At 38.0% G+C, this 25,724-nt stretch carries 23 protein-coding genes, 3 tRNA genes, 1 other RNA gene and 1 pseudogene; 20 read left to right on the top strand and 8 right to left on the bottom strand.

Annotated elements, in window-relative coordinates; genetic code table 11:
- Nucleotides 1-1,117 (top strand): O-antigen ligase family protein (locus tag E0E02_RS02465; RefSeq protein WP_133017759.1); only part of this gene is annotated, 1,117 nt, incomplete at its 5' end.
- 61 nt (nt 1,118-1,178) lie between these two features.
- Here E0E02_RS02465 and E0E02_RS02460 read toward each other — a convergent pair.
- Nucleotides 1,179-2,478: pseudogene (locus E0E02_RS02460) on the bottom strand (transposase).
- A 289-nt stretch (nt 2,479-2,767) separates the two neighbouring features.
- Between E0E02_RS02460 and rfbD the strand changes: the two are divergent.
- The 9 genes from rfbD (at nt 2,768) to E0E02_RS02415 (ending at nt 11,606) form a co-directional block, all read left to right on the top strand.
- The gene (gene rfbD, locus E0E02_RS02455; RefSeq protein ID WP_024344189.1) at nt 2,768-3,622 is read left to right on the top strand and encodes a dTDP-4-dehydrorhamnose reductase; all 855 of its coding nucleotides are present in this window, start codon (nt 2,768-2,770) and stop codon (nt 3,620-3,622) included.
- Nucleotides 3,623-3,805: 183 nt separating this feature from the next.
- Nucleotides 3,806-5,350 carry a hypothetical protein gene (locus tag E0E02_RS02450; RefSeq protein WP_133017758.1) on the top strand — a complete coding sequence of 515 codons (1,545 nt, stop codon included), beginning with the start codon at nt 3,806-3,808 and terminating at the stop codon, nt 5,348-5,350.
- 370 nt (nt 5,351-5,720) lie between these two features.
- Nucleotides 5,721-6,527: a dihydroorotate dehydrogenase electron transfer subunit gene (locus E0E02_RS02445; protein ID WP_133017757.1), complete on the top strand. Its 807-nt coding sequence runs from the start codon at nt 5,721-5,723 to the stop codon at nt 6,525-6,527.
- A gap of 12 nt (nt 6,528-6,539) precedes the next feature.
- Nucleotides 6,540-7,484: a dihydroorotate dehydrogenase gene (locus tag E0E02_RS02440; protein ID WP_074563505.1), complete on the top strand. Its 945-nt coding sequence runs from the start codon at nt 6,540-6,542 to the stop codon at nt 7,482-7,484.
- 217 nt (nt 7,485-7,701) lie between these two features.
- Nucleotides 7,702-8,394 carry an orotidine-5'-phosphate decarboxylase gene (gene pyrF / locus E0E02_RS02435; RefSeq protein ID WP_133017756.1) on the top strand — a complete coding sequence of 231 codons (693 nt, stop codon included), beginning with the start codon at nt 7,702-7,704 and terminating at the stop codon, nt 8,392-8,394.
- 54 nt (nt 8,395-8,448) lie between these two features.
- Nucleotides 8,449-9,078 (top strand): orotate phosphoribosyltransferase, encoded by a 630-nt coding sequence (pyrE, locus tag E0E02_RS02430; protein WP_006532509.1) that lies wholly within the window; start codon nt 8,449-8,451, stop codon nt 9,076-9,078.
- A gap of 74 nt (nt 9,079-9,152) precedes the next feature.
- The gene (locus E0E02_RS02425) at nt 9,153-9,653 is read left to right on the top strand and encodes a YbhB/YbcL family Raf kinase inhibitor-like protein (protein WP_133017755.1); all 501 of its coding nucleotides are present in this window, start codon (nt 9,153-9,155) and stop codon (nt 9,651-9,653) included.
- Nucleotides 9,654-9,671: 18 nt separating this feature from the next.
- Nucleotides 9,672-10,325, top strand: a complete 654-nt coding sequence (locus E0E02_RS02420) for a uracil-DNA glycosylase (protein WP_074559862.1) — start codon at nt 9,672-9,674, stop codon at nt 10,323-10,325.
- Between the two features lie 12 nt (nt 10,326-10,337).
- Nucleotides 10,338-11,606 carry a dihydroorotase gene (locus E0E02_RS02415; protein WP_074603239.1) on the top strand — a complete coding sequence of 423 codons (1,269 nt, stop codon included), beginning with the start codon at nt 10,338-10,340 and terminating at the stop codon, nt 11,604-11,606.
- 19 nt (nt 11,607-11,625) lie between these two features.
- On the opposite strand, the gene plsY is transcribed toward E0E02_RS02415, so the two are convergent.
- A complete protein-coding gene (gene plsY, locus E0E02_RS02410) occupies nt 11,626-12,270 on the bottom strand; it encodes a glycerol-3-phosphate 1-O-acyltransferase PlsY (RefSeq protein WP_133017754.1) in 645 nt (214 codons plus the stop codon).
- 222 nt (nt 12,271-12,492) lie between these two features.
- Here plsY and parE point away from each other — a divergent pair, with 222 nt between their 5' ends.
- From parE to E0E02_RS02365, 9 genes are all read left to right on the top strand, one after another.
- Nucleotides 12,493-14,442 (top strand): DNA topoisomerase IV subunit B, encoded by a 1,950-nt coding sequence (parE, locus tag E0E02_RS02405; protein WP_074559867.1) that lies wholly within the window; start codon nt 12,493-12,495, stop codon nt 14,440-14,442.
- A 69-nt stretch (nt 14,443-14,511) separates the two neighbouring features.
- The gene (locus tag E0E02_RS02400; protein ID WP_133017753.1) at nt 14,512-15,324 is read left to right on the top strand and encodes a phosphate ABC transporter ATPase; all 813 of its coding nucleotides are present in this window, start codon (nt 14,512-14,514) and stop codon (nt 15,322-15,324) included.
- Between the two features lie 47 nt (nt 15,325-15,371).
- Nucleotides 15,372-17,831 (top strand): DNA topoisomerase IV subunit A, encoded by a 2,460-nt coding sequence (gene parC, locus E0E02_RS02395; RefSeq protein WP_133017752.1) that lies wholly within the window; start codon nt 15,372-15,374, stop codon nt 17,829-17,831.
- A gap of 126 nt (nt 17,832-17,957) precedes the next feature.
- Nucleotides 17,958-18,980 carry a branched-chain amino acid aminotransferase gene (locus tag E0E02_RS02390; RefSeq protein WP_039697049.1) on the top strand — a complete coding sequence of 341 codons (1,023 nt, stop codon included), beginning with the start codon at nt 17,958-17,960 and terminating at the stop codon, nt 18,978-18,980.
- A 66-nt stretch (nt 18,981-19,046) separates the two neighbouring features.
- Nucleotides 19,047-19,277, top strand: coding sequence for a DUF2969 domain-containing protein (locus E0E02_RS02385; RefSeq protein ID WP_039697048.1), 231 nt, complete (start codon nt 19,047-19,049; stop codon nt 19,275-19,277).
- Between the two features lie 61 nt (nt 19,278-19,338).
- Nucleotides 19,339-19,419: transfer RNA gene (locus tag E0E02_RS02380), tRNA-Tyr, on the top strand.
- 40 nt (nt 19,420-19,459) lie between these two features.
- Nucleotides 19,460-19,531 (top strand) — tRNA-Gln (locus E0E02_RS02375).
- 127 nt (nt 19,532-19,658) lie between these two features.
- Nucleotides 19,659-20,855, top strand: coding sequence for a 30S ribosomal protein S1 (gene rpsA / locus E0E02_RS02370; RefSeq protein ID WP_009854084.1), 1,197 nt, complete (start codon nt 19,659-19,661; stop codon nt 20,853-20,855).
- Between the two features lie 71 nt (nt 20,856-20,926).
- A tRNA-Arg gene (locus E0E02_RS02365) sits at nt 20,927-20,998 on the top strand.
- A gap of 188 nt (nt 20,999-21,186) precedes the next feature.
- On the opposite strand, the gene E0E02_RS02360 is transcribed toward E0E02_RS02365, so the two are convergent.
- The 3 genes from E0E02_RS02360 to E0E02_RS02350 all read right to left on the bottom strand — a co-directional run bounded on the left by E0E02_RS02360 (nt 21,187) and on the right by E0E02_RS02350 (nt 23,000).
- Entirely contained in the window at nt 21,187-21,882 is a 696-nt protein-coding gene (locus E0E02_RS02360; protein WP_039697046.1) for an LrgB family protein, read from the bottom strand.
- On the bottom strand, nt 21,875-22,255 hold the full coding sequence (locus E0E02_RS02355; protein WP_039697045.1) for a CidA/LrgA family protein: 381 nt from the start codon (nt 22,253-22,255) through the stop codon (nt 21,875-21,877). The genes E0E02_RS02360 and E0E02_RS02355 overlap by 8 nt, the downstream gene beginning before the upstream one ends.
- 130 nt (nt 22,256-22,385) lie before the next feature.
- Entirely contained in the window at nt 22,386-23,000 is a 615-nt protein-coding gene (locus E0E02_RS02350) for a TVP38/TMEM64 family protein (protein ID WP_133017751.1), read from the bottom strand.
- A gap of 93 nt (nt 23,001-23,093) precedes the next feature.
- Between E0E02_RS02350 and ssrA the strand changes: the two genes are divergently transcribed.
- Nucleotides 23,094-23,444, top strand: a transfer-messenger RNA (tmRNA) gene (ssrA, locus tag E0E02_RS02345).
- A gap of 232 nt (nt 23,445-23,676) precedes the next feature.
- Here the strand turns inward: ssrA and E0E02_RS02340 are convergent.
- Genes E0E02_RS02340 through E0E02_RS02330 form a run of 3 tightly spaced genes read right to left on the bottom strand, consistent with a single transcriptional unit; the run spans nt 23,677 to nt 25,522 of the window.
- A complete protein-coding gene (locus E0E02_RS02340; RefSeq protein WP_133017750.1) occupies nt 23,677-24,444 on the bottom strand; it encodes an ABC transporter permease in 768 nt (255 codons plus the stop codon).
- 9 nt (nt 24,445-24,453) lie between these two features.
- Entirely contained in the window at nt 24,454-25,152 is a 699-nt protein-coding gene (locus E0E02_RS02335) for an ABC transporter ATP-binding protein (RefSeq protein WP_039696991.1), read from the bottom strand.
- Between the two features lies 1 nt (nt 25,153).
- Complete coding sequence (locus tag E0E02_RS02330) at nt 25,154-25,522, bottom strand: GntR family transcriptional regulator (protein ID WP_133017749.1); 369 nt, start codon at nt 25,520-25,522, stop codon at nt 25,154-25,156.
- Nucleotides 25,523-25,724 lie beyond the last annotated feature (202 nt).

The following is a 25,724-nucleotide window of genomic DNA, read 5'->3' as shown; positions in this document are numbered from 1 at the left end:
ATGTTTTTTAATATTAGATAATGGTACTGTTTTTTCAACGGTTGGTAAAATATTTTTTGCAATTTTAGTTGCTATAAATCTTTTTCTAAATTATAAGAGTTTTTTTAATTTATATTCAATCTGGTTAGTTATGTATACGATTTTTGTGCTACTATCAGTTACATGGGCAGAGTATAATGACTTTGCAATGCAGGCTGCATTAACGGTTGTTTATACAACGATTTGCTCCCTTTCATTCCCGACTTTCTTAGCTAAAAAGCAAAGTGATTTAATCTTCGTCTATAAGATGATTATATTTTTACCACTGATTTATTATGTTTATTGTTTGATTTTTTCTGATGTACCAAATATTTTTAATTTAAGGGATAGTGCGATTAATCAGAATTATAATAATATTGGTTTATATGCAGCTTATTCGTTCCTATTTATCCTGATATATCAATCGACAGTTCGAAAATCAGCTTTTTATAGTGTTTTGTATCTTCTTGATTTACTGCTTATAATAATCTCTCAATCAAGAAAGTCATTGATTTACATAGGGATAGTTATTATTTTATACTTAATTCTTAGCTCAAAAAATGTCTTAAAGACTTTAGCTAGAGTAATTATTTCAATTGCAATTTTAATTATTATTTACTACTCATTCAAAAGTGGTATATTCGGAAATTCAATGAAAGAGTTAATTCTATCTTTTGAAGGAGATGCTTCAGATTCAAGTTATGTTGGGAGGATGAATCAGTTTGATATCTCAATGGGATTGTTTGAACAAAATAGAATTTTAGGTTTGGGAATTGGTGCAATCGAATTTGTTTGTCGTTTTATTCATGGCCAAAGCGCTCCAATTGTTGATAATGATTATCTTGATATTCTTGCTGATTTAGGTATCTTAGGTATTATATTGTACTATGGTTTTCATACATATTTATTTGGACATTATATAAGGTTTAAAAAATTTTGGAATAAGGAAATTCTTTTATTTTTTATCTTGTTAGTTATATTATTTATACAAGGTTTTTTGATTAGAGGATATTTCAATAATTATTACGTTCCTTTATTATTATATTTGATTTACTACAATGGAAAAGATATTAGTAAGCATTCAATAACAACAGTATAGTTAGATATACTACTATCGATTAGTTTAACTGGCTCTTTGTCAACTGTAGTGGGAGACAAAGTTAAGCTCTAGCGAGAACAATTGTTGTTCTCGCTTTTTTGATATTCAAAGCGAGGAAAATGCGTTTTTTAAAGTTGTCAAAGTTCCTATAACCAAAAGCATTACGTTTAATATCTTTGATAAGTTTATTGGTCGCTTCAAGTTTTAGCGTTAGAATAGGGAAGTTCAATGGCATTGGTAATGTATTTCTTATACCGAATAAAAGTTGTTAGTGCTGTTTTAAGTGAGTGATTGAGTTGAGGTAAAGCTTCCTGAATTAATCCCAAAAATTGTTCGGTATGCTGTTCTTGTAAGTGAAAAAGAAGTAATTGATAAAGGGTGTAGTATTTTTCAAGTTGGGGAACGTATTTAAAAATCTTGTCTAAACACTCTTTAGGTGTTATTGTTTCCCTGAAAGTCCTCGAATACAAGTCGTTAGGTGATAGTTTTCGACTATCCTTTTGAATGAGTTCCCAATAATATTTTAGGCCACGGTATTCAAGAGATTTCTTCTCAAAATTTGAATACGTATCTGTTTTAGCGCTCTGCTCATATGTTGGACAATATGAAAACGGTCAAGAACAATTTTAGCATTTGGGAGTGAAACAGTCTAGGAATAGACTGTTTCAGCCTGAGCCTAGAAACTGGAGAGCGAAGCAACATGATTAAAGGGATGTAATTACCAGACATATCCATAGTAATGATTTTTACCTTTTCCCAAGCTTCTTTTGAGTATTTGAAAAAGTAATTGCGAATGGTTGTTTATCGTCTGTTATCAAGGATAGTGATGATTTTCTTCGTGTTATAGTCTTGAGCAATAAAAGCTAGTTTTTCTTTTTGATAAGAGAATTCATCCCAAGACAGTACTTCAGGTAAGGTTGAATAGTTGTCCTTGAATTGAAATTGTTTAAGCTTACGATATACAGTTGAGGTCGAGATGGCAAGCCTTTCAGCGATGTGTGTCAAAGCTTCTCGATTAAGTAAGAGTTGAGCTGTTTTCTGTCTCACTAATTCAGAGATCTGACAGTTCTTCTGAACAAGAGATGTTTCAGAAACAGTCACTTTACGACAGTCTTTGCATTGAAATCTTCTCTTTTTCAAACGAATAAGACTGGGAAGTCCGCCAATCTCAATAAAAGGAATTTTAGAAGGCTTTTGAAAGTCGTATTTGATTTGTTTCCCTTGGCAATGGCAACACTTAAGTGGTGTATAATCAAGCGTAGCAGCTATTTCAATATGAGTTTCACATTGAAAAACTTTAGTTAAAGTGATATTTTATCTTTAATTCCGATTAATTCTGTAGTATTATAGAGTTGTCTCATATGATTCTTTCTATTTATTGTTTGGTCGCTTTAAATTTTAAGTCATATGGGACTTTTTGTATACTCAAAAAGCTCCATAGCTTCTTAGTGGGGATTTACCCACTACAGAAATCATAGAGCTTTTTTATAGTGAAGTGTAGAAGTGGCAAGGAGCTTTGTTAAAATTTTAGAATTATTTCTAATAAATACCGCTCTTTACTGCTTTTTCTGTAAAAATAGTGTAAAATAGTAGGGAATGATTTAAAAGGTTTACAGGCCTTTAGATATTAAAAAAACGAGGAGTGCTAAAATGATTTTAGTTACAGGTGCCAATGGGCAATTAGGAACAGAATTACGTTATCTTTTGGATGAACGTGGTGAGGAGTATGTAGCGGTTGACGTTGCAGAAATGGACATCACTAATGCTGAAAAAGTTGATGAAGTATTTGCACAAGTAAAACCAACACTTGTTTACCACTGTGCGGCATACACTGCGGTTGATGCGGCTGAAGATGAAGGTAAAGAACTTGATTATGCAATCAATGTGACAGGTACTGAAATCGTAGCTAAAGCTGCAGCAAAATATGGTGCAACTCTTGTTTACATTTCAACTGACTATGTTTTTGATGGTAAAAAACCAGTTGGTCAAGAATGGGAAGTTGATGATACTCCAGATCCTCAAACTGAATATGGTCGCACAAAACGTTTGGGTGAAGAAGCAGTTGAAAAATACGCTAAAAACTTCTACATCATCCGTACTGCTTGGGTATTTGGTAACTACGGTAAAAACTTTGTCTTCACAATGCAAAACCTTGCCAAAACTCATGACACATTGACAGTTGTTAATGACCAACACGGTCGTCCAACTTGGACTCGTACGTTGGCAGAATTCATGACTTACTTGACAGAAAACCAAAAAGAATTTGGTTACTACCACTTGTCAAATGATGCTGATGAAGATACAACTTGGTATGACTTCGCGGTTGAAATCTTGAAAGATACTGATGTTGTCGTTAAACCAGTTGATTCAAGCCAATTCCCAGCAAAAGCAAAACGTCCACTTAACTCAACAATGAGTCTTAAAAAAGCAAAAGCTACAGGCTTTGTAATCCCAACATGGCAAGAAGCTTTGCAAGAATTTTACAAACAAGACGTTAAAAAATAATCTTGATAAATAGAAGAAACTGAGTTATGACTCGGTTTCTTTTTTGGTTTAAATATATCGTTCGGTTTTTCTTTTTATTTTCAGGCTTCTTATCTTTTTTTCGTTGTCCTTTTGCTTATTATATGATATATTAATAGTAAAAGATTGTAATAAAAATGTAATATAAATTGTAAGGTGAGTGTGATGGTAGTGAAGAAAGATATGAACTCAAATGGACATCGTTTATTAATTCAAAAATTACTTGTCAGCATTCATTACCTAACACTTTTCAGAGATGAGATTGTTTTGGTTGAGAAGACCCCATCATTATTGGGGGCTTCTTTTTCGCCAAATGTTGTGCAATCAGAGTTAGGTGAAATTTTGGCAGCAGTGGATGCGCTTTCTAAGCAAGAAAAGTTGATTAAGTCAACTTTCTGGTATGATGAAGCGTCATTCAGATTGATGAATCACTCTTTGGATATTGTTGGTACTTGGGTTCGTGGGATTGATAACGTCTTGGAAATTTGTGAGTCTAAGTCTGTTTTCCATGCGATTTTGGGTGATAATCGCCAACGTGTTTTTGGTGTTTTGATTGATGTCTTTACCTCTCTTCGTGTGACAAATTTATCAATCAAAGAAGAATCTGAATACCCTCTTTTGGTTGATCCGCTACAAGTTGTGGAATACAAGAAAAGAGAAGTCAAAAAAGCAGAGCTAATGGCTAAGATTGATGCTTTGACACCGAGAAAATCTGAAGAAGTTTATGATGACAGTGAAGACGAAAAAGTTGAGTCTATTCCAGAATTAGTAGAAAAAGAATTAGCTAAAGAAAAAGCAGCTAAGTCCGAAAAAGTTCTTGGACCAGGTGAATTAAAAGAAGTTGTTAAAGGAAATGACGAAGTAACTGACAGTCAAGAAGACGATGAGGAAGTTCTTGAACCTGTCGTTACTGACGAAGTAGAACCTGTTGAAGAAGATGCTCCTCAAACTGAAGTAATCCCAGAAGAAGTAAGTGAATCAGTTGACGAAGAACCAGCTACTGAGGTAGAAGTGGAAAATTTTGATGAGGAGAATGAAGAGCAAGTTCAAGAAGAAGTGACTCAATCTCCTGAAGAAGATACTGAACAAGAAGTCTCAGAAGAAGCTGAGATTGAAGAAACTTCTGATGAAAATGAAGAAATTGAAGAAACTGCAGAACTAGAAGTTGAAGACGACCTTGTCGAGGTAGAAGAGCCTGAAACAGTTGAGTTGGAAGAACCAGCTGACGAAGTTGCCACAAGCGATGGAAAACAAGTTGGTGATGAAGTACTTCTTGACGAAGAATCTGAGAAAGAAGAAGTCAAAGAGTCTGAATTTCCAGTAATCAGTCGTGATGAGGCTATTAAGCAGTTCCGTCACTTCCTTTTCGACCATAAAGGTTTGGTGTGTGTCTTGGATGCTGGAGATGATTTGAAGCGCGAGATTAAGTTCTATAATGCGTTTGATCGTTTTTATGGCGCAGTAGATAATATCTCAGATTGCTTGGTTATCCTTGAAAATATTTTAGATGAATTACGTCGCCGTAAAAAAGAAGTCTTTGATGCAGAAGGAAACTTGATTAGCGAACCGACTGAACCAATCAATCTATTGATTTATGGTCAAAATATCTTATTAGAAGATAGCCGCTTTGAAACCTTGATGTCAGAAATTGCCCCATTTACCGGACGCTCTGATTTACACATCTATTCTTATGCAGCATATCTAGATTAAAAAAACAGTCCAGTGGACTGTTTTTTTACGAGCCTAGAAATAAGAAAGCGAGTCAAGTCCAGTGGACAGTTTTTTCACGAGCCTAGAAATAAGAAAGCGAGTCAAGTCCAGTGGACAGTTTTTTCACGAGCCTGAAAATAAGAAAGCGAGTTAAGTCCATCAGAAACTTACAAAAATAATTGACAAGCAAATGAAAACGCGTTATAATAGTGAAAATTTGAAAACCTTTAATTAAGTCCAGAGAGACTTTCAAGGTTACTGTAAAAAAGAGTGTTATCTCTGATAAAGGGTATGAGTGTGTTTTGGTATGCTCTGCTTATTTTGCTGTAACCTTGCCTTCTGGCGAGGTTTTTTGTGTGAAAGGAACACTATGAATTCAAGTTGTAAAGACAAAACTTCTGTGTTAAAAGAAGATTTACTGATTGTTAGTCAACGTGAGATTGCCCCACGCATTTTTGAGATGAAGCTTTCTGGTGAGATGGTCTTGGACATGGCACCTGGTCAATTTTTGCACTTGCGTGTGCCGGACCCTAGCAAACTTTTACGACGTCCGATTTCGATTTGTCAGATTGATAAGGTCAATAAAGTGGCAACGATTGTTTACCGAGTAGAACGTGCTGGGACGGCTATTTTATCTCAGCTAAAAGCTGGTGATTGCGTTGATACCATGGGACCTCAGGGAAATGGCTTTGATCTGTCAGTCGTCTCAGCTGGTCAAACGGCTCTTCTCATCGGTGGGGGTATTGGTGTTCCGCCTTTGGTTGAAACAGCTAAGCAGCTTGCTGCTAAGGGTGTTGAAGTTGTTTCTGTGCTTGGCTTTGCGACTAAAGATGCTGTAATTCTAGAAGAGGAATTGTCAGCTTATGGTAAGGTTTATGTGACAACAGATGATGGCTCATATGGTATTAAGGGTTATGTGTCAACGGTTGTCGATGATTTGGTTGAAAAGCAATCATTTGATGCCATTTATTCATGTGGTGCGCCTGGTATGCTGAAATATGTGGACAAGAAATTTGAAAATCACCCACATGCTTATTTGTCAATGGAATCACGTATGGCTTGTGGCATGGGAGCTTGCTACGCTTGCGTAGTACATTTGCGAAATGCCAAAGAAGCAGCCAACAAGCGCGTGTGTGAAGATGGTCCAGTCTTTGAAACTGGTCAAATCATTTTGTAAGGAGGCAAAATCATGTCAGAAAATCGTTTAGCGGTCAAACTTCCAGGGCTTGATTTGAAAAATCCGATTATCCCAGCATCAGGATGTTTTGGTTTCGGACAAGAATATGCCAAATACTATGATTTGGATAAACTTGGCTCAATCATGATTAAGGCAACGACCAAGGATGCGCGTTTTGGAAATCCGACACCTCGTGTGGCAGAAACACCGTCAGGCATGCTAAATGCTATTGGGCTGCAAAACCCTGGTGTTGACGTGGTCTTGTCAGAAAAACTTCCTTGGTTAGCTGAGCATTTCCCAGAATTGCCAATCATTGCTAATGTTGCAGGATTCTCAAATGACGAATACGCTTATGTGTCAGAAAAGATTTCAAAAGCTCCAAACGTCAAAGCAATTGAGCTTAACATCTCATGTCCGAATGTTGACCACGGTAATCATGGTCTTTTGATTGGTCAGGTACCAGAATTGGCTTATGCTGCTGTTAAAGCCAGTGTAGAGAACTCAGATGTGCCAGTCTATGTCAAGTTAACACCAAGCGTTGCTGACATTACGACAGTTGCTAAGGCTGTTGAAGAAGCCGGTGCGACAGGATTTACCATGATTAATACTTTGGTTGGTATGCGATTTGATTTGAAAACACGTAAACCAATCATTGCCAACGGTACTGGAGGAATGAGCGGTCCAGCGGTCTTTCCAGTAGCTCTTAAGCTTATTCGTCAAGTAGCGCAAAGTTCTGATTTGCCAATTATTGGTATGGGTGGTGTTGATTCGGCAGAAGCGGCTATTGAGATGATGATTGCTGGTGCGTCAGCTATCGGTGTTGGAACAGCAAACTTTGCAGATCCTTATGCTTGTCCAAATATCATCGATCGTTTACCAGATGTCATGGATCAGTATGGCATCACAGATCTCGAGACTTTACGTCGCGAAGTTCGTCAAGAATTACGCGGCAAATAAGCTCTGCTATTTGATTAAAAAGTCAGTAAATTTTTGACTTTGATTGTAAAAAAAGATATAATATTAACAACTGAATAACCTTTAATTGAGTCCAGAGAGGCGAGAAAGGTTCGTGAAAAAAAGAAGATATAATCTTTGATAATGGGGTGTTTGCTACCCTGCTTTTCGTGTAACCTCGCCCTCGGGCGGGGTTTTCTTTATAGAAAAAGGAGAAAAAATGCACGAAAGTCGTCCGATTATTGCTCTTGATTTTCCATCATTTGATGATGTGAAATCATTTCTTGCTTTGTTCCCTGCAGATGAGAAGCTCTATGTCAAGATTGGTATGGAACTTTATTATGCTGAAGGGCCAGAGATTGTTCGTTATGTGAAATCTCTTGGACACTCAGTTTTCCTAGATTTGAAATTACATGACATTCCGAATACGGTTAAATCTGCAATGCGTGTGCTTTCAAATCTAGGTGTGGACATGACCAATGTTCACGCAGCTGGTGGTGTTGAGATGATGAAAGCGTCGCGCGAAGGGCTTGGACAAGGTCCAAAACTGATTGCAGTAACTCAATTAACCTCAACATCAGATGAACAAATGAAAGCAGACCAAAACATTCAGACAAGTTTGGTTGATTCTGTGCTTCATTATGCGAAAAAAGCTGAAGAAGCTGGTCTTGATGGTGTTGTCTGCTCGGCTTGCGAGGTTGCCGTTATCAAAGAGGCAACGTCAGATGATTTTGTTTGTTTGACACCAGGTATTCGCCCAGCAGGAGCTTCGGTTGGTGACCAAAAACGCGTCATGACGCCAAGTCAAGCATCAGCTATCGGATCAAGTTATATCGTTGTTGGACGACCAATTACTAAAGCTGAAGATCCAGTGGCAGCTTACAAAGCGATTTACGACGAGTGGAATGCTTAGTATTTTAATACTAAAGTGATAATTGATTTTTTGAGTTTAGAAAAGAGGAATAAAATGACTTTAGCATCACAAATTGCATCAGATTTGCTTGATATTCAAGCAGTTTACTTGAAACCAAATGATCCATTTACATGGGCATCTGGGATTAAATCACCAATCTACACAGATAACCGTGTAACTTTGTCTTACCCAGAAACACGTACTTTGATTGAAAATGGTTTTGTTGACAAAATCAAAGAAGAATTTCCAGAAGTTGAAGTGATTGCCGGAACTGCAACAGCTGGTATCCCACACGGTGCTATTATCGCTGATAAGATGAATCTTCCATTTGCTTACATTCGTAGCAAACCAAAAGATCACGGTGCTGGAAATCAAATCGAAGGTCGTGTAAGAAAAGGTCAAAAAATGGTTGTCGTTGAAGACCTTATCTCTACTGGCGGTTCAGTCCTTGAAGCTGTTGCAGCTGCAGAACGTGAAGGTGCTGATGTTATCGGTGTGGTAGCCATCTTCACTTATGAATTGCCAAAAGCAACTGAAAACTTTGAAAAAGCAGGTGTAAAACTTGTAACACTTTCTAACTACACAGAGCTTATCAAAGTGGCTAAAGTGCAAGGTTACATCACTGCTGATGATTTGACATTGTTACGTAAGTTCAAAGAAAATCAAGAAACTTGGCGTGACTAATTGAGTTAGTATTTGGCTACTAAGGTGAAAAAACTTTGGTGGCCTTCTTGGTTTAAACATGGAAAGGGGTTATAATGAAACTATCATCACCATTTAAAGATAATGTTTTACCAGATACCTATGCTAAAGGGGCTAGTGTTCAAGTGAGAGGAAACGCTGTGATTTCTTTTCCTTTTACGATTGAGGATGCTCCTAAAGGAACAAAGACATTTGCTTGGACCTTTGTCGACTATGATTCTATTCCAGTTTGTGGCTTTGCTTACATTCACTGGGTAGTGGCTAATGTTCCTAGTGATATGACAACTATCTCAGAGGATTTTTCTCGTCTAGATGCTAAGCACACTCATGGTAAAAATAGCTTGGTTAGCAAGTTTTTAAATGAGGATAACTCAGATATTTATGATGGTTATATGGGACCATATCCACCGGATAAAGACCATGTTTATACCCTTACGGTCTATGCTTTGGAATGTGAATTGCCACTTGAAAATGGTTTTTACATGAATGATTTGCGACATGCGATAGAAGGACATGTCTTGGCAAAAGAGGAGCTAGATTTAGTAGGGAAATACTAAAACTAACGAGGAGTGAACATGCAACATTCAACTTGGCATGAATTAATTAAAAAGGAATTACCAGAGCATTATTTTGGGCAAATCAATCAGTTTATGGACTTCGTCTATCAACAAGAATTGGTTTACCCACCACGTGAAAAAGTCTTTAACGCGATTCAGACAACAGCACTAGAAAATGTAAAAGTTGTCATCATTGGTCAGGATCCTTATCATGGTCCGAATCAAGCACAGGGCTTGTCATTTTCAGTGCCAGAAGACATTCCAGCTCCGCCATCTTTGCAAAATATTTTGAAAGAATTGGCAGATGATTTGGGGCAACGTGATCACCACGATTTAACACCGTGGGCACAACAGGGAGTGCTTCTTTTAAATGCCTGTCTGACGGTTCCAGCTGGTCGTGCAAATGGTCATGCTGGTCAAATCTGGGAACCTTTCACAGATGCGATTATCAAGGTGGTTAACCAAAAAGAAACACCTGTTGTCTTCATCTTGTGGGGCGGCTTTGCACGTAAGAAAAAAGCTCTCATTACCAATCCTATCCATCATGTCATTGAAAGTGCGCATCCAAGTCCACTCTCAGCTTATCGAGGATTTTTTGGCAGCCACCCTTTCTCAAAAGCTAACGCTTATTTGACAGAGGATGGCCTCGAACCAATTGATTGGTTGAAATAATAGGAGTTTAACATGTTACTTATTAAAAATGGTCGTGTTGTTGATCCGAAATCTGGTTTTGATCAGGTAGCGGATGTACTTGTTGATGGTAAAAAAGTTGTTAAGATTGCGGATGCAATTGAAGAAGCTGGCGCTGAAGTGATTGACGCTACTGGTCTTGTTGTGGCACCAGGTTTGGTGGATATCCACGTACACTTCCGTGAACCAGGTCAAACGCATAAAGAAGACATTCACACAGGTGCATTAGCAGCGGCAGCTGGTGGCTTCACATCAGTTGTGATGATGGCAAATACCAACCCTACCATTTCTGACGTTGAGACTTTGAAAGAAGTTTTAGCAAGTGCAGCTAAGGAGAACGTTCACGTTTACACTAATGCAACCGTAACGAAAAACTTTGACGGCAAGACTTTGACTGATTTTAAGGCATTGCTTGAAAATGGTGCTCTTAGCTTTTCTGACGATGGTATTCCGCTTCAAAGCACAAAAGTGTTAAAAGAAGCCTTGGATTTGGCTAAAGCAAACAACACATTTGTGGCTGTGCACGAAGAAGACCCAGAATTAAACGGCATCCTTGGATTTAACGAAGGTATCGCACGTGATAAATTCCATTTCTGCGGAGCAACAGGTGTGGCAGAATACAGCATGATTGCGCGTGATGTTATGATTGCCTATGACCGCGGAGCTCATTTGCATATCCAACACTTGTCAAAAGCTGAATCAGTGAAAGTGGTTGAATTTGCTCAACAATTGGGAGCAAACGTCACTGCAGAAGCAGCACCGCAACATTTCTCAAAAACAGAGGATTTGCTTTTGATCAAAGGCTCTGCAGCTAAGATGAATCCACCACTTCGTACAGAAAAGGACCGCTTGGCGGTTATCGAAGGTTTGAAATCTGGCGTGATTTCAGTGATTGCGACTGACCACGCGCCACACCATGCTGACGAAAAGAATGTCGAAGACATCACAAAAGCCCCATCAGGTATGACAGGGCTTGAAACGTCGTTATCACTTGGTTTGACAAACTTGGTAGCGACAGGCGACTTGACGCTTTCAGAATTGCTTGCTAAGATGACCATTAATCCATCATCTATGTATGATTTCGATGCAGGTTATTTGGCTGAAAACGGCCCAGCTGACATCGTGATTTTCGCTGACAAAGAAGAACGTGTTGTATCTGACCATTTTGCTTCTAAAGCCTCAAATTCACCATTTATCGGTGAAAAACTTCAAGGTGTTGTCAAATACACTATCTGCGATGGTAACATTGTATATAAAGCATAAAAAAGAAATTAGCATTTTGCTAATTTCTTTTTTGGTCTTGATGACTTAAATTCATTCCCCAAGGAACGAGGTTTTCTTGGTGATTTTTAATACGAATGATATTATCTTTGTGTCGTACAATGATGATGCCTGCAATAATGATAATGAGTAATGTAAAGAGCAAATCATAGTGAGTAAGCAAGAAGCCAAATGCTGGAAAGACAAGAACGCTCACCACAGCTGCGCTTGCAGCAACAACACTGGACAATGAAATCATGCTATAAAGGTAAAGGGTGATGACAAAGATAACGGCAAGAAAGAGAAGAAATAGCGGTGCATATCCAAGAAGAACACCAGCACTCGTCGCAACTGCCTTTCCACCTTTAAACTGTGCAAATAGTGGGAAGGTATGACCAATAATGGCAAACAAGCCGATAAGAACAGGTGACACACCACTAACACCAAAGATAAGTGGAAGGAGTGCTGCCAGAGTTCCTTTTAGCATGTCAATCACAAATGTGACAATTCCTGCTTTGACACCTAAAACTCGAAAAGTATTGGTTGTCCCAGTATTACCGCTACCATGTTCTCTGAGGTTGACATGATAGAAGAATTTTCCAATCCATAGACCAGTTGGGATTGACCCCAACAAGTATGCAATCACAATCATAACTAAAATTTTCATGTTTTCATTATAACATAATCAGTTCTTATGAAAAGGTAAAATTTGAAAAATAAATAACTTGAAGAATCAAGTCAAATTTGTGATAACGCTTTAAATTTGTTATACTATTTCATGAAAAAATTAGTGATTTTCCTTGTAAAATCCTTATTCGATTTGATTTTTTTTTGCAAAAATCTGAAAAAACTTGTAAGATAAAAAAGATGAATTATTTGGAGGTCGCTTTTGGCTAAAAAAGAAATTAATGTAAATAATTATAATGACGATGCCATTCAAGTGTTAGAGGGGCTAGATGCCGTACGTAAACGCCCCGGAATGTACATCGGTTCAACAGATGCGACAGGACTACATCATTTAGTTTGGGAGATTGTTGACAATGCCGTCGATGAAGCTCTTTCTGGCTTTGGTACTCAGATTGATGTTATTCTTAATCAAGATGGTAGTGTGACAGTAAAAGACCAAGGACGTGGGATGCCAACTGGTAAGCACGCTATGGGGATTCCAACTGTAGAAGTTATCTTCACTGTGCTTCACGCAGGTGGTAAATTCGGTCAAGGCGGTTATAAAACATCTGGTGGGCTTCACGGTGTGGGGTCTTCAGTTGTTAATGCCCTCTCAAGATGGCTTGAAGTCGAAATTACTCGTGATGGTGCGGTTTACAAACAACGTTTTGAAAATGGTGGTAAACCTGTGACAACCCTTAAAAAGATTGGAACAGCACCAAAATCTAAGTCAGGTACTATGGTTACTTTTATGCCTGATGACACGATTTTCTCAACGACAGACTTTAAATTTAACACCATTGCTGAGCGCTTAAAAGAATCTGCCTTTTTGCTTAAGAATGTTACATTGACATTGACGGATAATCGTCCAGAAGAAGCAGAACATCTAGAATTCCATTATGAAAATGGGGTGCAAGACTTTGTTGAATACCTTAACGAAGACAAAGAAACATTAACACCTGTCATTTGGGTAACTGGTGAAGACCAAGGTTTCCAAGTTGAAGTTGCACTTCAATACAATGACGGATTCTCAGATAACATCCTTTCGTTTGTTAACAATGTTCGTACTAAAGATGGTGGAACACACGAGACAGGATTGAAATCTGCTATTACCAAGGCGATGAATGACTATGCTCGCAAGTCAGGTCTTTTGAAAGAAAAAGATAAGAACCTTGAAGGGTCAGATTACCGTGAAGGGCTATCTGCAGTGCTTTCAATCTTGGTTCCAGAAGAACATTTGCAATTTGAAGGGCAAACCAAAGACAAACTTGGTAGTCCTCTAGCGCGTCCGATTGTAGACAGTATTGTCTCTGAAAAACTCACCTTCTTCCTTTTGGAAAATGGTGAAGTGGCGTCTAACCTTGTTCGTAAGGCGATTAAAGCGCGTGATGCCAGAGAAGCAGCTCGTAAGGCGCGTGATGAATCTCGTAATGGTAAGAAGAACAAGAAAGACAAAGGACTGCTTTCTGGTAAATTGACACCAGCACAGTCTAAGAATCCTAAGAAAAATGAATTATATCTAGTCGAAGGGGATTCTGCCGGCGGTTCAGCTAAGCAAGGGCGTGACCGCAAGTTCCAAGCTATTTTGCCACTTCGTGGTAAAGTCTTGAACACGGCAAAAGCAAAAATGTCTGACATCGTGAAAAATGAAGAAATCAATACCATGATTTACACCATTGGTGCGGGTGTCGGTGCTGAATTTAACGTTGAAAATTCAAACTACGATAAAATCATTATCATGACCGATGCCGATACCGACGGTGCTCACATTCAGACATTGTTACTAACTTTCTTTTATCGTTACATGCGTCCGCTTGTTGAAACAGGGCATGTCTACATCGCTTTACCACCTTTGTATAAAATGTCTAAAGGTAAAGGCAAGAAAGAGCAAGTTGAGTATGCTTGGACTGATGGTGAGTTAGAAGAACTGCGTCAAAAATTTGGTAAAGGAGCTCAACTCCAACGTTACAAAGGTCTTGGTGAAATGAATGCTGACCAATTGTGGGAAACAACCATGAACCCTGAAACACGTACCCTTATTCGTGTGACTATTGATGATTTGGCGCGTGCCGAACGCCGTGTCAGTGTCCTTATGGGTGACAAAGTTGAACCACGCCGCAAATGGATTGAAGACAACGTTAAATTCACCTTGGAAGAAAATACAGTGTTTTAATCGCTATTTACAAAGTTGATTTTTAATGAGTGATATTATAGTCAATTAATATCTTTAGAGGACAAGCTAATGCTTTTAGATATCTGGACTGAAAAATATAGTATTCAATGGGCTGGAGTTTATCATTTGGTTTTATCAGAATATCCTTTGATAAAAGATTGGGAATTGGAAAAAATTTCTGCTTTTATAGCATACGAGAAATTAAATGCTCGAACTACCCAAATTATCTGCGAGAATAAAGTACTTCGTGACAAGATAAAAGATATTGAGAGAAGGCCGTGTAAGGAATTTCCATATACTCCAAGTTCTAAAATAGTTGCTTCAACTTATGACGAAAAAGGTAAATATGTATATTCAGATTTTTTAAGCCATACCTGTACCGTTCAAGTAGCGAAAGAAATATTTAGAGAAAACAAGATTCTATCAGCGGTTAAGGCATTTAGATTGTCACCTGAGAAATTAGTTCAGAGTTCTCGTAATGCTGCGGGAGATCCAGCTGACTATTTTCAATATGTGATGCTTGGCTGGTCAAATACAACGTCTGGTTATCGTCTTGCTATGGAAAGGCTTTTGGAACGAGAACCTACAAAAGATGAATTAGGTCCGCTTTTTGTTCCGGGGGTAAGTTTCCATTTCAAATATGATGATATTATTGAAAGTGATGGTTATGTATTTGATGGCTATCACGCTGCGAAGGTTAAAGATGAAATTTCTTTGAACAAGTTTTATCTTTGCATTATTCCTGAGGATAAACGAGAGGTTATTGAGCCTTTGGTTCCAAGTTGTTTAGTCCCTAAAGTATTTTATTTGAAGTACGATGGTGATGGTCTTTCTGCCTGGTCAGAAAAAGTTTTTAATGTTGTAAAAAACTTTGTTAGTTAGTATAGAAAAAGTTAATTTTTTGACGTGAAAAGTAAAGGATAATAATTATGTCAAATGTACAAAATATGTCTCTTGAAGACATTATGGGGGATCGTTTTGGGCGATACTCCAAATATATTATTCAAGAGCGGGCTTTGCCAGATATTCGTGATGGTTTGAAGCCTGTTCAACGTCGTATCCTTTATTCAATGAATAAGGACGGCAATACTTTTGATAAAGGTTTCCGTAAATCGGCTAAATCAGTCGGTAACGTCATGGGTAATTTTCACCCACACGGTGACTCGTCTATTTATGACGCCATGGTGCGCATGAGTCAGGACTGGAAAAACCGTGAAACCTTGATTGAAATGCATGGTAACAATGGTTCTATGGATGGTGATCCACCGGCTGCCATGCGTTATACCGAAGCGCGCTTGTCAGAAATTGCAGGCTATTTGCTTCGTGATATTGATAAAGATACTGTTCCATTTGCTTGGAACTTTGATGATACCGAAAAAGAACCAACTGTTTTACCAGCTGCTTTTCCTAACCTTTTAGTGAATGGTGCGACAGGTATTTCAGCAGGTTATGCAACAGATATTCCACCACATAACTTGGCAGAAGTGATTGATGCGGTGGTTTACCTTATTGATCATCCAAATGCTAAATTAGACAAATTAATGGAATTCTTGCCTGGGCCTGATTTCCCAACAGGAGCAATCATCCAAGGTAAAGATGGTATTCGTAAGGCTTATGAGACTGGTAAAGGTCGTGTTGTGGTTCGCTCACGCACTGACATTGAGAACCTTCGTGGCGGTAAAAAACAAATCGTCGTCACTGAAATTCCTTATGAAGTCAATAAAGCCGTACTTGTTAAGAAAATCGACGATGTTCGTGTCAACAATAAAGTCCCGGGCATTGCAGAAGTTCGTGATGAGTCAGACCGTGATGGACTTCGTATTGCTATCGAACTTAAAAAAGATGCTGATGAACAAACCATTCTCAACTATCTTTTGAAATACACAGATTTGCAAGTCAACTATAACTTCAATATGGTTGCCATTGATAACTACACACCACGTCAAGTTGGTATTATTCCAATGTTGACAAGTTACATTGCACACCGTAAAGAAATTATTGTTGCCCGTTCAAAATTTGATAAAGAAAAAGCTGAAAAACGTCTTCACATCGTAGAAGGTTTGATTCGTGTCATTTCAATTCTTGATGATGTTATTGCCCTTATCCGCGCCTCTGAAAATAAAGCTGATGCCAAAGAAAACTTAAAAGTCAGCTATGAATTTTCGGAAGAACAAGCCGAAGCCATTGTGACTTTGCAATTGTACCGTTTGACAAATACTGATATTGTGACGCTTGAAAATGAAGAAGCAGAGCTTCGTGAACGCATCACTATGCTTAAAGCAATTATCGGTGACGAACGTACCATGTACAATGTCATGAAACGTGAACTACGTGAAGTTAAGAAAAAATTTGCTAACCCACGTTTGACAGAATTGCAAGCCGAAGCACAAACGATTGAAATCGATGTGGCAAGCTTGATTGTCGAAGAAGATACTTATGTTAGCGTGACAAAAGGTGGTTACATCAAACGTACAAGTCCTCGCTCTTACAACGCCTCTACGGTTGAAGAAATTGGTAAACGTGATGATGATGAACTAGTCTTCGTCTCACAAGCTAAGACAACTCAACATTTGTTGATTTTCACAAATCTTGGTAATGTAATCTATCGTCCAGTCCATGAATTAACAGATATTCGCTGGAAAGACATTGGGGAACATTTATCACAAACCATCACTAATTTTGCGACAGACGAGTATGTCTTGTATGCTGAAATTGTCGATGAATTTGGTTCGCAAACTTATTTTGCAGCCACAAAATATGGTCAAATCAAACGCTTTGAACGCAAAGAATTCACGCCATGGCGCACTTACAAATCAAAAGCTGTTAAGTACGCTAAGTTGAAAAAAGCCGATGATACTGTTGTGACTATTGCGCCAATTGCACTTGATGATGTCATGGTCATTACGCATAATGGCTATGCTTTGCATTTCAATATTGACGAAGTACCAGTAGTCGGTGCCAAAGCGGCTGGGGTTAAATCAATTAACCTTAAGGATGATGATTTTGTTGTGTCAGCCTTTATCGCCAATACAGAAAGCTTCTTTATCTTAACGCAACGTGGTAGCCTTAAACGTATGGCGACTGAGCTAATTCCAGCAACAAGTCGTGCTAATCGAGGCTTGCAAGTCCTTCGTGAACTCAAATCAAAACCACATCGCATCTTTATGGCAGGATCAGTCCATGCCTCAAATGATGTGCAAAATATTGATTTATTCACTATTGAGCCATTAGACTCAGATAAGATCGAAACCTTAGAAGTTTATTCAAATAAAGGCAATCATTATCAAGCCATTCTTGAAGATTTGACCTTGTCAGAGCGCACAAGTAATGGTTCCTTTATCTCAGATAAAATTTCAGATGAAGGTGTCTTTAGCGCAAGAATTAAATAGCGATAATAAGTCGGAGATTTTCTCCGATTTATTTTTTGAACAAATTTTCAGAATTTTATGAAAAAGTACTTGAAAAAAGATTTAAAAAGCGTACAATAGGATAAAAACAAAGAAAGAGGAATAGTTATGACAGTAGATTTAGACTGGGAAAATCTAGGCTTTGCCTATCGTAAATTACCATTTCGTTACATCTCTTACTACAAAGATGGTAAATGGGATGAAGGAAAATTAACAGAAGATTCAATGCTTCACATTTCTGAAGCATCACCAGCTTTGCACTATGGCCAACAAGCCTTTGAAGGATTGAAAGCCTATCGTACAAAAGATGGTTCAGTACAATTGTTCCGCCCAAATATGAACGCTGAACGTTTGCAACGCACTGCAGATCGTCTTCTTATGCCACAAGTGCCTACAGAAAAATTTATTGATGCTGCAAAACAAGTCGTTCGTGCTAACGAAGAATTTGTACCACCATACGGCACTGGTGCAACACTTTATCTACGTCCTCTTTTAATTGGTGTCGGTGACATTATTGGTGTTCACCCTGCAGATGAATACATTTTCACTATTTTCGCAATGCCTGTTGGTAACTACTTCAAGGGTGGCTTGGTACCAACTAATTTCTTAATTCAAGACGAATATGACCGCGCTGCTCCACATGGTACAGGGGCTGCTAAAGTTGGTGGTAACTATGCTTCAAGTCTTCTTCCAGGTAAAATGGCTCATGATCGCAAATTCTCTGATGTTATTTACCTAGATCCAGCGACACATACTAAGATTGAAGAAGTTGGTTCTGCAAACTTCTTTGGTATTACAGCGGATAACGAATTTATCACACCACTTAGTCCATCTATCTTGCCATCTATTACAAAATATTCACTCCTTTATTTGGCAGAACACCGTTTTGGCATGAAAGCTATCCAAGGAGATGTTAAACTTGATGAATTGGATAAATTTGTTGAAGCAGGTGCCTGTGGTACAGCAGCCGTCATTTCCCCAATTGGTGGTGTTCAACACGGTGATGACTTCCATGTCTTCTACAGTGAAACAGAAGTAGGACCTGTTACTCGTAAATTGTACGACGAACTAGTCGGTATCCAATTCGGTGACATTGAAGCTCCAGAAGGCTGGATTTACAAAGTTGACTAATAAATTAAAGCTTGCTCTTGCAAGCTTTTTTGTTTTTCGGTAAAATGAATAGCGTGAGGTGGAAAAATGAGCAAAAAAGATAAAAAAATCGAAATTCAACTTGCTGACGCCAAAGTTGCTATCAATAATGCCAATGTCGATGGTTATAATTTGACTGCTGGAAAAAAAGTTATCGGTGAAATTGCTGAACTAGATAACAAATTTGCTGTTGTCAAAAACGGAGAAGTGGAAGCACTTTTCAAAACTTTAGAGCAAGCAATTGAAAGTATTATTGAAAATTACAACTTAAATCGCTAAAAAATAGCGAAAAGTACTTGTCAGAGAACAAAAACTATGCTAGAATAGTTTTTGTCGTAACGGAAGGGTAGCGAAGAGGCTAAACGCGGCGGACTGTAAATCCGCTCCTTCGGGTTCGGGGGTTCGAATCCCTCCCCTTCCATTTCTAAGATTTTATCTTAGAATTAATTGAACCTTGTTTTTGGGGTATAGCCAAGCGGTAAGGCAAGGGACTTTGACTCCCTCATGCGTTGGTTCGAATCCAGCTACCCCAGTCAAAGGTATCGAGTTTCGGCTTGACACCGTCAAAGATAAAAGTTGTTGTCGTTGCGGGTTACCTTGAGAAATATTATTGTTGTCAAAAGCTAGCTTAAGCTAGCTTTTGTTGGAGGATTTTTTAGAATGAATGAATTTGAAGATTTGCTAAACAGTGTTAGCGAAGTAAACCCTGGTGATGTTGTCACTGCGGAAGTTTTAACTGTTGATAATGATCAAGCAAACGTTGTTATCGAAGGAACAGGTGTTGAAGGTGTTCTTACACTTCGTGAATTGACTAACGATCGCGATGCTGATATTAACGATTTCGTTAAAACTGGCGACACAGTTGAAGTACTTGTTCTTCGTCAAGTAGTAGGTAAAGATACTGATACAGTTACTTTCCTTGTCTCTAAAAAACGCTTGGAAGCTCGCAAAGCTTGGGATAAACTTGTTGGTCGCGAAGGCGAAGTTGTTACTGTTAAAGGTACACGCGCTGTTAAAGGTGGTCTTTCAGTTGAATTTGAAGGACTTCGCGGATTCATCCCTGCTTCAATGATCGATACACGTTTCGTACGTAACACTGAAAAATTCGTTGGTCAAGAATTTGAAGCTAAAATCAAAGAAGTTGTTCCAGCTGAAAACCGCTTCATCCTTTCACGTCGTGAAGTTGTTGAAGAAAAAGCTGCTGCAGCTCGTAAAGAAGTCTTCTCTAAACTTGAAGAAGGCGCAATCGTTAAAGGTAAAGTTGCTCGCTTGACAAGCTTTGGTGCTTTCATCGATCTTGGTGGTGTTGACGGACTTGTTCACGTAACTGAATTGTCACACGAACGCAACGTTTCACCTAAATCAGTTGTTTCTGTTGGTGAAGAAGTTGAAGTTAAAGTTCTTTCAATCGATGAAGAAGCAGGTCGTGTATCACTTTCTCTTAAAGCTACAACACCTGGACCATGGGATGGCGTAGAACAAAAACTTGCTGCTGGCGATGTTGTTGAAGGTAAAGTTAAACGTTTGACTGACTTCGGTGCTTTCGTTGAAGTATTGCCTGGTATCGATGGACTTGTTCACATCTCACAAATCTCACACAAACGTGTTGAAAATCCAAAAGATGTTCTTTCAGTAGGTCAAGAAGTTAACGTTAAAGTTCTTGATGTTAACGCTGCTGCAGAACGTGTATCACTTTCAATCAAAGCTCTTGAAGAACGTCCAGCACAAGCTGAAAACGAAGAAAAACGTCAATCACGTCCACGTCGTCCAAAACGTGAAGCTAAACGTGATTACGAACTTCCAGAAACTCAAACTGGATTCTCAATGGCTGACTTGTTTGGCGATATTGAATTGTAATTATAAATGAGAAAAAGACTTACTTTGTAAGTCTTTTCTTTTTACTTCGATGTGGTATAATATAGTAGTTGCCACTCTTAGTGTAATGGATATCACGCAAGATTCCGGTTCTTGAAATAGGGGTTCGATTCCCTTAGAGTGGAGTATTATACCAATTAGAAAAAGTCAATAACTGGCTTTTTCTTTTTATATATGCCCATAAAAGCCGTGTTGTGAAGCTTGTAGAAGAATTTAAGGAAAGTTGTCGCAAGTTAATATTGGATGGCATTACGAGCAATTTAAGGGCAAATAAAAAGCCTGTGATTTTCACCACAGGCACTTATAAAAAAGCTTATTTTAAAATAATTTGAGCTACGATTGGACTGATAATAACATAAACGATTCCGGTAACTCCGATAGCAAGTCCGCCCATCGCACCTTCAACGAGACCGTATTTTAGAGCTGTTCCAGTACCGATTGCGTGCCCTGTTCCTCCAAGACTAAGCCCGATAGCAACAGGGTCTTCGATTCGTAAGAGTTTTAAAAAAACGGGTCCAAGAACACTTGTCAAAATTCCAGTAATAACAACGACAACAAGTGTTACAGTTGTAATTCCTCCCATTTTTTCAGTGATTCCAACAGCCATTGCAGTTGTTACTGATTTAGGGAATAATGAAATAGCTAGCAAATATTTAATACCAAATGTTTTCGCAACAAGAGCGGTAAAAGTCGTGTTGACGATACAAGCAGCAAGAATACCAGTTAGGATACTTCTGATATGATGCTTCATCAAGTGGAATGAGCGGTAGAGTGGAATACCAAGTGCTACTGTTGATGGAACAATCAATGTGTTAAGATAACTTCCGCCGATGTAATAATCATGGTAGGAAATCTTAGTAATCTTTAAAAAGGCAATAATAAAAAAGGTTGCCAATAGTAAAGGGGTAGTAATTGGGTGTGGAAAACGCCTAAAAATAAGCATGCCCATAAGGTATGCTAGGATTGATAGCATGATACCAAAGATTGGGTTTGTAAGAATATCAGTCATGATGACCTCCTTTATCAACATAGTCTCCTTCAAAGCGTGTTTTGATGAATTGAACAACAAAACCAATAGTAGCAACATTCAAAAAGATAGCTACAAGAATGATAATGGTGATAGGGAGCAAATAATCCTTGATGTCATTGAATCGATCCATGATTCCGACAGCTGCAGGTAAGAACAGAATGGTCATATTATTGAGCAAGAAATTTCCCACAACATCTATGTGTCTCAAACGAATTACCTTGAATTCCAGGGCAAGAAAAAGTAGCACTAACCCAATAATGCTACCAGGAACAGGTAAATTGAGTAAATTAGAAATCGCCTCCCCAATAAATGAAAAGATGAGAATTATCATAAATTGAACGTATAACTTCATTAGTAAACTCCTTCATTATAAGTCTACTACTATGTAAGAATTTTTCAATACTGTGAAAATGTTTACATGAAATTTTTTTGAAAAATTACAGTTGTAATGAAAAAAGAAAAAGCCGGGCTAAGCTCAGGCTTTAGTGACCTAATAGTAATTTTAGGATATTTCCTCCAAAAATCCAGATATAACTATAAGAAATAATTGAAAATGGCTTGGTTAGTAGGATAATGAAGATGAAACGTTTTAATGAAATGCGAGATAATCCAGTTATCATCACCACGATATCGGCTGGTGAAATGGGTGATAACATGCAAATGATGAAGAAGTTTTCATAATTTTGAGTGTTTAGTTTTGCTTCGTATTTGTAAAAAGTCTTCTCATCGACAAAAAGTAGAATAAACTTGCGGCCATATAGTCTAACAAGAATAAATAGTATGATACTACCAATCACAATACCAACATAGTTGTAAAAGAAGGCAAGGATTGGATCAAAAATTAAAAAGCCAGCAACTGTTGTGACACCACCTGGAATCACTGGGAAGACGACTTGAAAGATTTGCACTAAGATAAAAACTAAAGGCCCACAGACACTGTGCTGATTAACAAAATCTTTGAGTGCATTACTATCGTTTAGAATCCCTAAATGGTAGAACCAGATGACTAAAACAAACGTTCCCAGCAAGGCTAATACTCCCAGAAACTTGATCAGTCGCTGCCAAAAGGTATAGTGGTCGAACATCTTCATTTTCATAATTCTTATCATATCATAAGAATTTCTTTTTTGCTATTTTAAACATTATTTGCTATAATAACAAACGTAGCTTTTGACTACTTTATAATATCTGGGGTCGTTACGGATTCGACAGGCATTATGAGGTACATTCTGCGACTCATCGGCAGATGTAAAAATGCCAGTTAAATATAACTGCAAAAAATACAAATTCTTACGCTGTAGCTGCCTAAAAACCAGCTCGCGTGATCTCTACAGGATTGCTTGTGTTTTGCTAGAGGTTTCATTGATTAGCAAGCTACGTTTGATTATTGCCTAGCTAGTCAAAAAGAGATTTATAGGCTCGCTTAATCTAGGTTTGAGTTATGTATCGAGCTTAAGTTAAATAAAAGACATAACCTATGGTTGTAGACGAATGTATTGGCAGGTGTTTGGACGTGGGTTCGACTCCCACCGGCTCCATAAAAGCTTTTCATAGTTTAGCAAAGTTACGCAAAACGTTGATATATCAACGTTTTTTATTTTTACGTTTTGCCTAATTTTGCCTAGTTTTGCCTTTTGGAGAGACCCAAAAAGAGACCCAAAAAAGTTTTTTTACTATCAGTAGTAGGAAGACTGCGAGAATGATTTTTTGTGCTTTCACCCAGACATAATTCCAGATATAAAAATAGCCACCAGAATTTGGTGGCTATAATATTTATTGAATATTAATTTTGTTTTTAAGCAAGTAATGTGTTGCTAAGTAGAAGATGGCACCTTCGATAAAGCACTCAATACAAGAATAGATAAAGAAATGGATAGTAAGGTCACTATTTAGTTCGTGGCTTCCGAGGATTTCAGACACTAATAAAACGATGAATGAAACGACGAAGTAGGCAACGAATGCCATAAGACCACGTCTATTAGCAAATAATTGACCAATTGTAATAGCTAAGTAGATGAGCAGAATTCCTGAAATAGAAGAGATTGCTAACCAAAGGAACCCAATTCCCCATTCGGCAGGAGTGAGCATTTTAGCTAATTGTGGTAGGAAAGCTAGAAAATGACCTAGGCCAAAAATCGGTATAATAAGCAACGTCACACCAATAGTAACAACGATAGTGTTAAAGGCAGTCCAAATCAGTGAAGCAATCAGTTTAGATAAAATGATTTGGTGAGTAGATACTGGCAAGGTTAAAGTAAGGTAACCTTCGCGACCAAAGATATTTTTATAAAAACGTCGCACGATGATAGCTAGTGTAGCAATCCAAGCACTGGCAACCACAACACCAAACATGATTGCTAAGATGATTGGAATCAGTTGTGTGTAATGATTAGCAGTACTTGTTGTATAGTTTTCAGCATAGTCTGTAAGTGTCTTGATGCTAAAGCCAAGGAAGATGGAAATAGCGATAATTGACGCATTAAGTGCGAAGTACCATTTACCGACAGATTTTAGTTCGTATTTTAAAAGTTTTGAAAACATAATTCCTCCCTAAGCTTTGTAAGTCTCACGGAAGAGTGAATCAATGGATTGACCGTGCTCTTCACGAATATCATCCGTATTGCCTTGCAAAATAATTTTTCCGTCTTTAAGGAAAATGATTTCATCAAGGATTGGTTCGATTTCTGAAATTAAGTGCGTTGAGATAATAACAGAAGCCTCTTCACAGTAATTATTGATGATAGTGCGTAAAATGTAGTCACGCGCGGCTGGATCGACACCCCCGATTGGTTCATCAAGAATATAAAGTTTTGCTTGTCGGCTCATGACCAAGATTAGCTGTACTTTTTCTTTATTCCCTTTTGATAGATTTTTGAGGATGTCATTTGGATTAAGGTCTAAATCTTCTAAAAGGTGTTCAGCTTTTTCACGAGAGAAGTCTTCATAAAAATCTTCGAAGAAAGCAAGGGCATCCTTGATTTTCATATCTTCTCTGAGGTAAGAAGTATCTGGAAGATATGAAATGATTTTTTTAGTGTCAACTGAAGGACGGTAACCATCGATGACGATTTCTCCAGTTGTTGGGTGAAGAAGTCCATTGATTAGTTTAATTAGCGTTGTTTTTCCGCTTCCATTTGGGCCAAGTAAGCCAATAATCTTACCAGCAGGTAAACTAAGTGTCACATCGTCAACAGCTACATGTTTTTTGTATTTTTTGGTAACGTGATGTAGTTGGAGTAATTGACTCATCCTATTTTTTCTCCTTAATATACGATTCTAGTGTAGTCACAATATCGTCGATTTCAAATCCTATTTTTTGCATGTTATTAACAAATGATTGCAACTCTGCCTCAGCAACTTCGCAACGTTTTTGCATGATGAGGTCAGTGTTATCTGTAACAAAGCGGCCAGAAGTTCGTTGAGAGTAAACCATGCCTTCGCGTTCTAGTTCTGAAAAAGCGCGTTGCATTGTGTTGGGATTGACACCAGCTTCTTCAGCTAATTCGCGAACGGTTGGGAGTTGATCACCGCTTTTGATTTCTTGACTGATGATTTGCATCTTAATATGTTGTGCAATTTGGACATAAATAGGTGATTTTTCATCAAATTTCCAGGACATACGATAACCCCTTTCTATTAAAATTTAAAGAAGTCTTAATTGTATTAATTAGAAGAAGTCTTGAAAGAAGTCTTGTACTAAATAAATGGTACAAAAATAAGTTTGAAATGTCAAGGAATCAATCATTGAGACATCTAATTTAGGGTTAAAGTCAAACGACCACCATTTTTAGTGTATAATAGATACAGAAATCAATCGGAGA

The organism is Streptococcus sp. KCJ4932 (assembly GCF_004352745.1).
In the GTDB taxonomy this organism is placed as follows: domain Bacteria; phylum Bacillota; class Bacilli; order Lactobacillales; family Streptococcaceae; genus Streptococcus; species Streptococcus ruminicola.
Note: the sequence above shows the minus strand (reverse complement) of the source record. Positions and strands in the feature narration are given on the sequence as shown.

Bases quoted from the DNA above. Each gene is read 5' to 3' on its own strand.
- E0E02_RS02445 (WP_133017757.1), top strand. From the start codon at position 5,721: ATGAATTCAAGTTGTAAAGACAAAACTTCTGTGTTAAAAGAAGATTTA.
- pyrE (WP_006532509.1), top strand. From the start codon at position 8,449: ATGACTTTAGCATCACAAATTGCATCAGATTTGCTTGATATTCAAGCA.
- E0E02_RS02335 (WP_039696991.1), bottom strand. From the start codon at position 25,152: ATGAGTCAATTACTCCAACTACATCACGTTACCAAAAAATACAAAAAA.
- E0E02_RS02425 (WP_133017755.1), top strand. From the start codon at position 9,153: ATGAAACTATCATCACCATTTAAAGATAATGTTTTACCAGATACCTAT.
- E0E02_RS02340 (WP_133017750.1), bottom strand. From the start codon at position 24,444: ATGTTTTCAAAACTTTTAAAATACGAACTAAAATCTGTCGGTAAATGG.
- rpsA (WP_009854084.1), top strand. From the start codon at position 19,659: ATGAATGAATTTGAAGATTTGCTAAACAGTGTTAGCGAAGTAAACCCT.
- pyrF (WP_133017756.1), top strand. From the start codon at position 7,702: ATGCACGAAAGTCGTCCGATTATTGCTCTTGATTTTCCATCATTTGAT.
- E0E02_RS02390 (WP_039697049.1), top strand. From the start codon at position 17,958: ATGACAGTAGATTTAGACTGGGAAAATCTAGGCTTTGCCTATCGTAAA.
- E0E02_RS02420 (WP_074559862.1), top strand. From the start codon at position 9,672: ATGCAACATTCAACTTGGCATGAATTAATTAAAAAGGAATTACCAGAG.
- plsY (WP_133017754.1), bottom strand. From the start codon at position 12,270: ATGAAAATTTTAGTTATGATTGTGATTGCATACTTGTTGGGGTCAATC.
- E0E02_RS02360 (WP_039697046.1), bottom strand. From the start codon at position 21,882: ATGACTGATATTCTTACAAACCCAATCTTTGGTATCATGCTATCAATC.
- E0E02_RS02385 (WP_039697048.1), top strand. From the start codon at position 19,047: ATGAGCAAAAAAGATAAAAAAATCGAAATTCAACTTGCTGACGCCAAA.
- E0E02_RS02450 (WP_133017758.1), top strand. From the start codon at position 3,806: ATGGTAGTGAAGAAAGATATGAACTCAAATGGACATCGTTTATTAATT.
- E0E02_RS02415 (WP_074603239.1), top strand. From the start codon at position 10,338: ATGTTACTTATTAAAAATGGTCGTGTTGTTGATCCGAAATCTGGTTTT.
- parC (WP_133017752.1), top strand. From the start codon at position 15,372: ATGTCAAATGTACAAAATATGTCTCTTGAAGACATTATGGGGGATCGT.
- E0E02_RS02440 (WP_074563505.1), top strand. From the start codon at position 6,540: ATGTCAGAAAATCGTTTAGCGGTCAAACTTCCAGGGCTTGATTTGAAA.
- E0E02_RS02355 (WP_039697045.1), bottom strand. From the start codon at position 22,255: ATGAAGTTATACGTTCAATTTATGATAATTCTCATCTTTTCATTTATT.
- E0E02_RS02350 (WP_133017751.1), bottom strand. From the start codon at position 23,000: ATGAAAATGAAGATGTTCGACCACTATACCTTTTGGCAGCGACTGATC.
- E0E02_RS02330 (WP_133017749.1), bottom strand. From the start codon at position 25,522: ATGTCCTGGAAATTTGATGAAAAATCACCTATTTATGTCCAAATTGCA.
- rfbD (WP_024344189.1), top strand. From the start codon at position 2,768: ATGATTTTAGTTACAGGTGCCAATGGGCAATTAGGAACAGAATTACGT.
- E0E02_RS02400 (WP_133017753.1), top strand. From the start codon at position 14,512: ATGCTTTTAGATATCTGGACTGAAAAATATAGTATTCAATGGGCTGGA.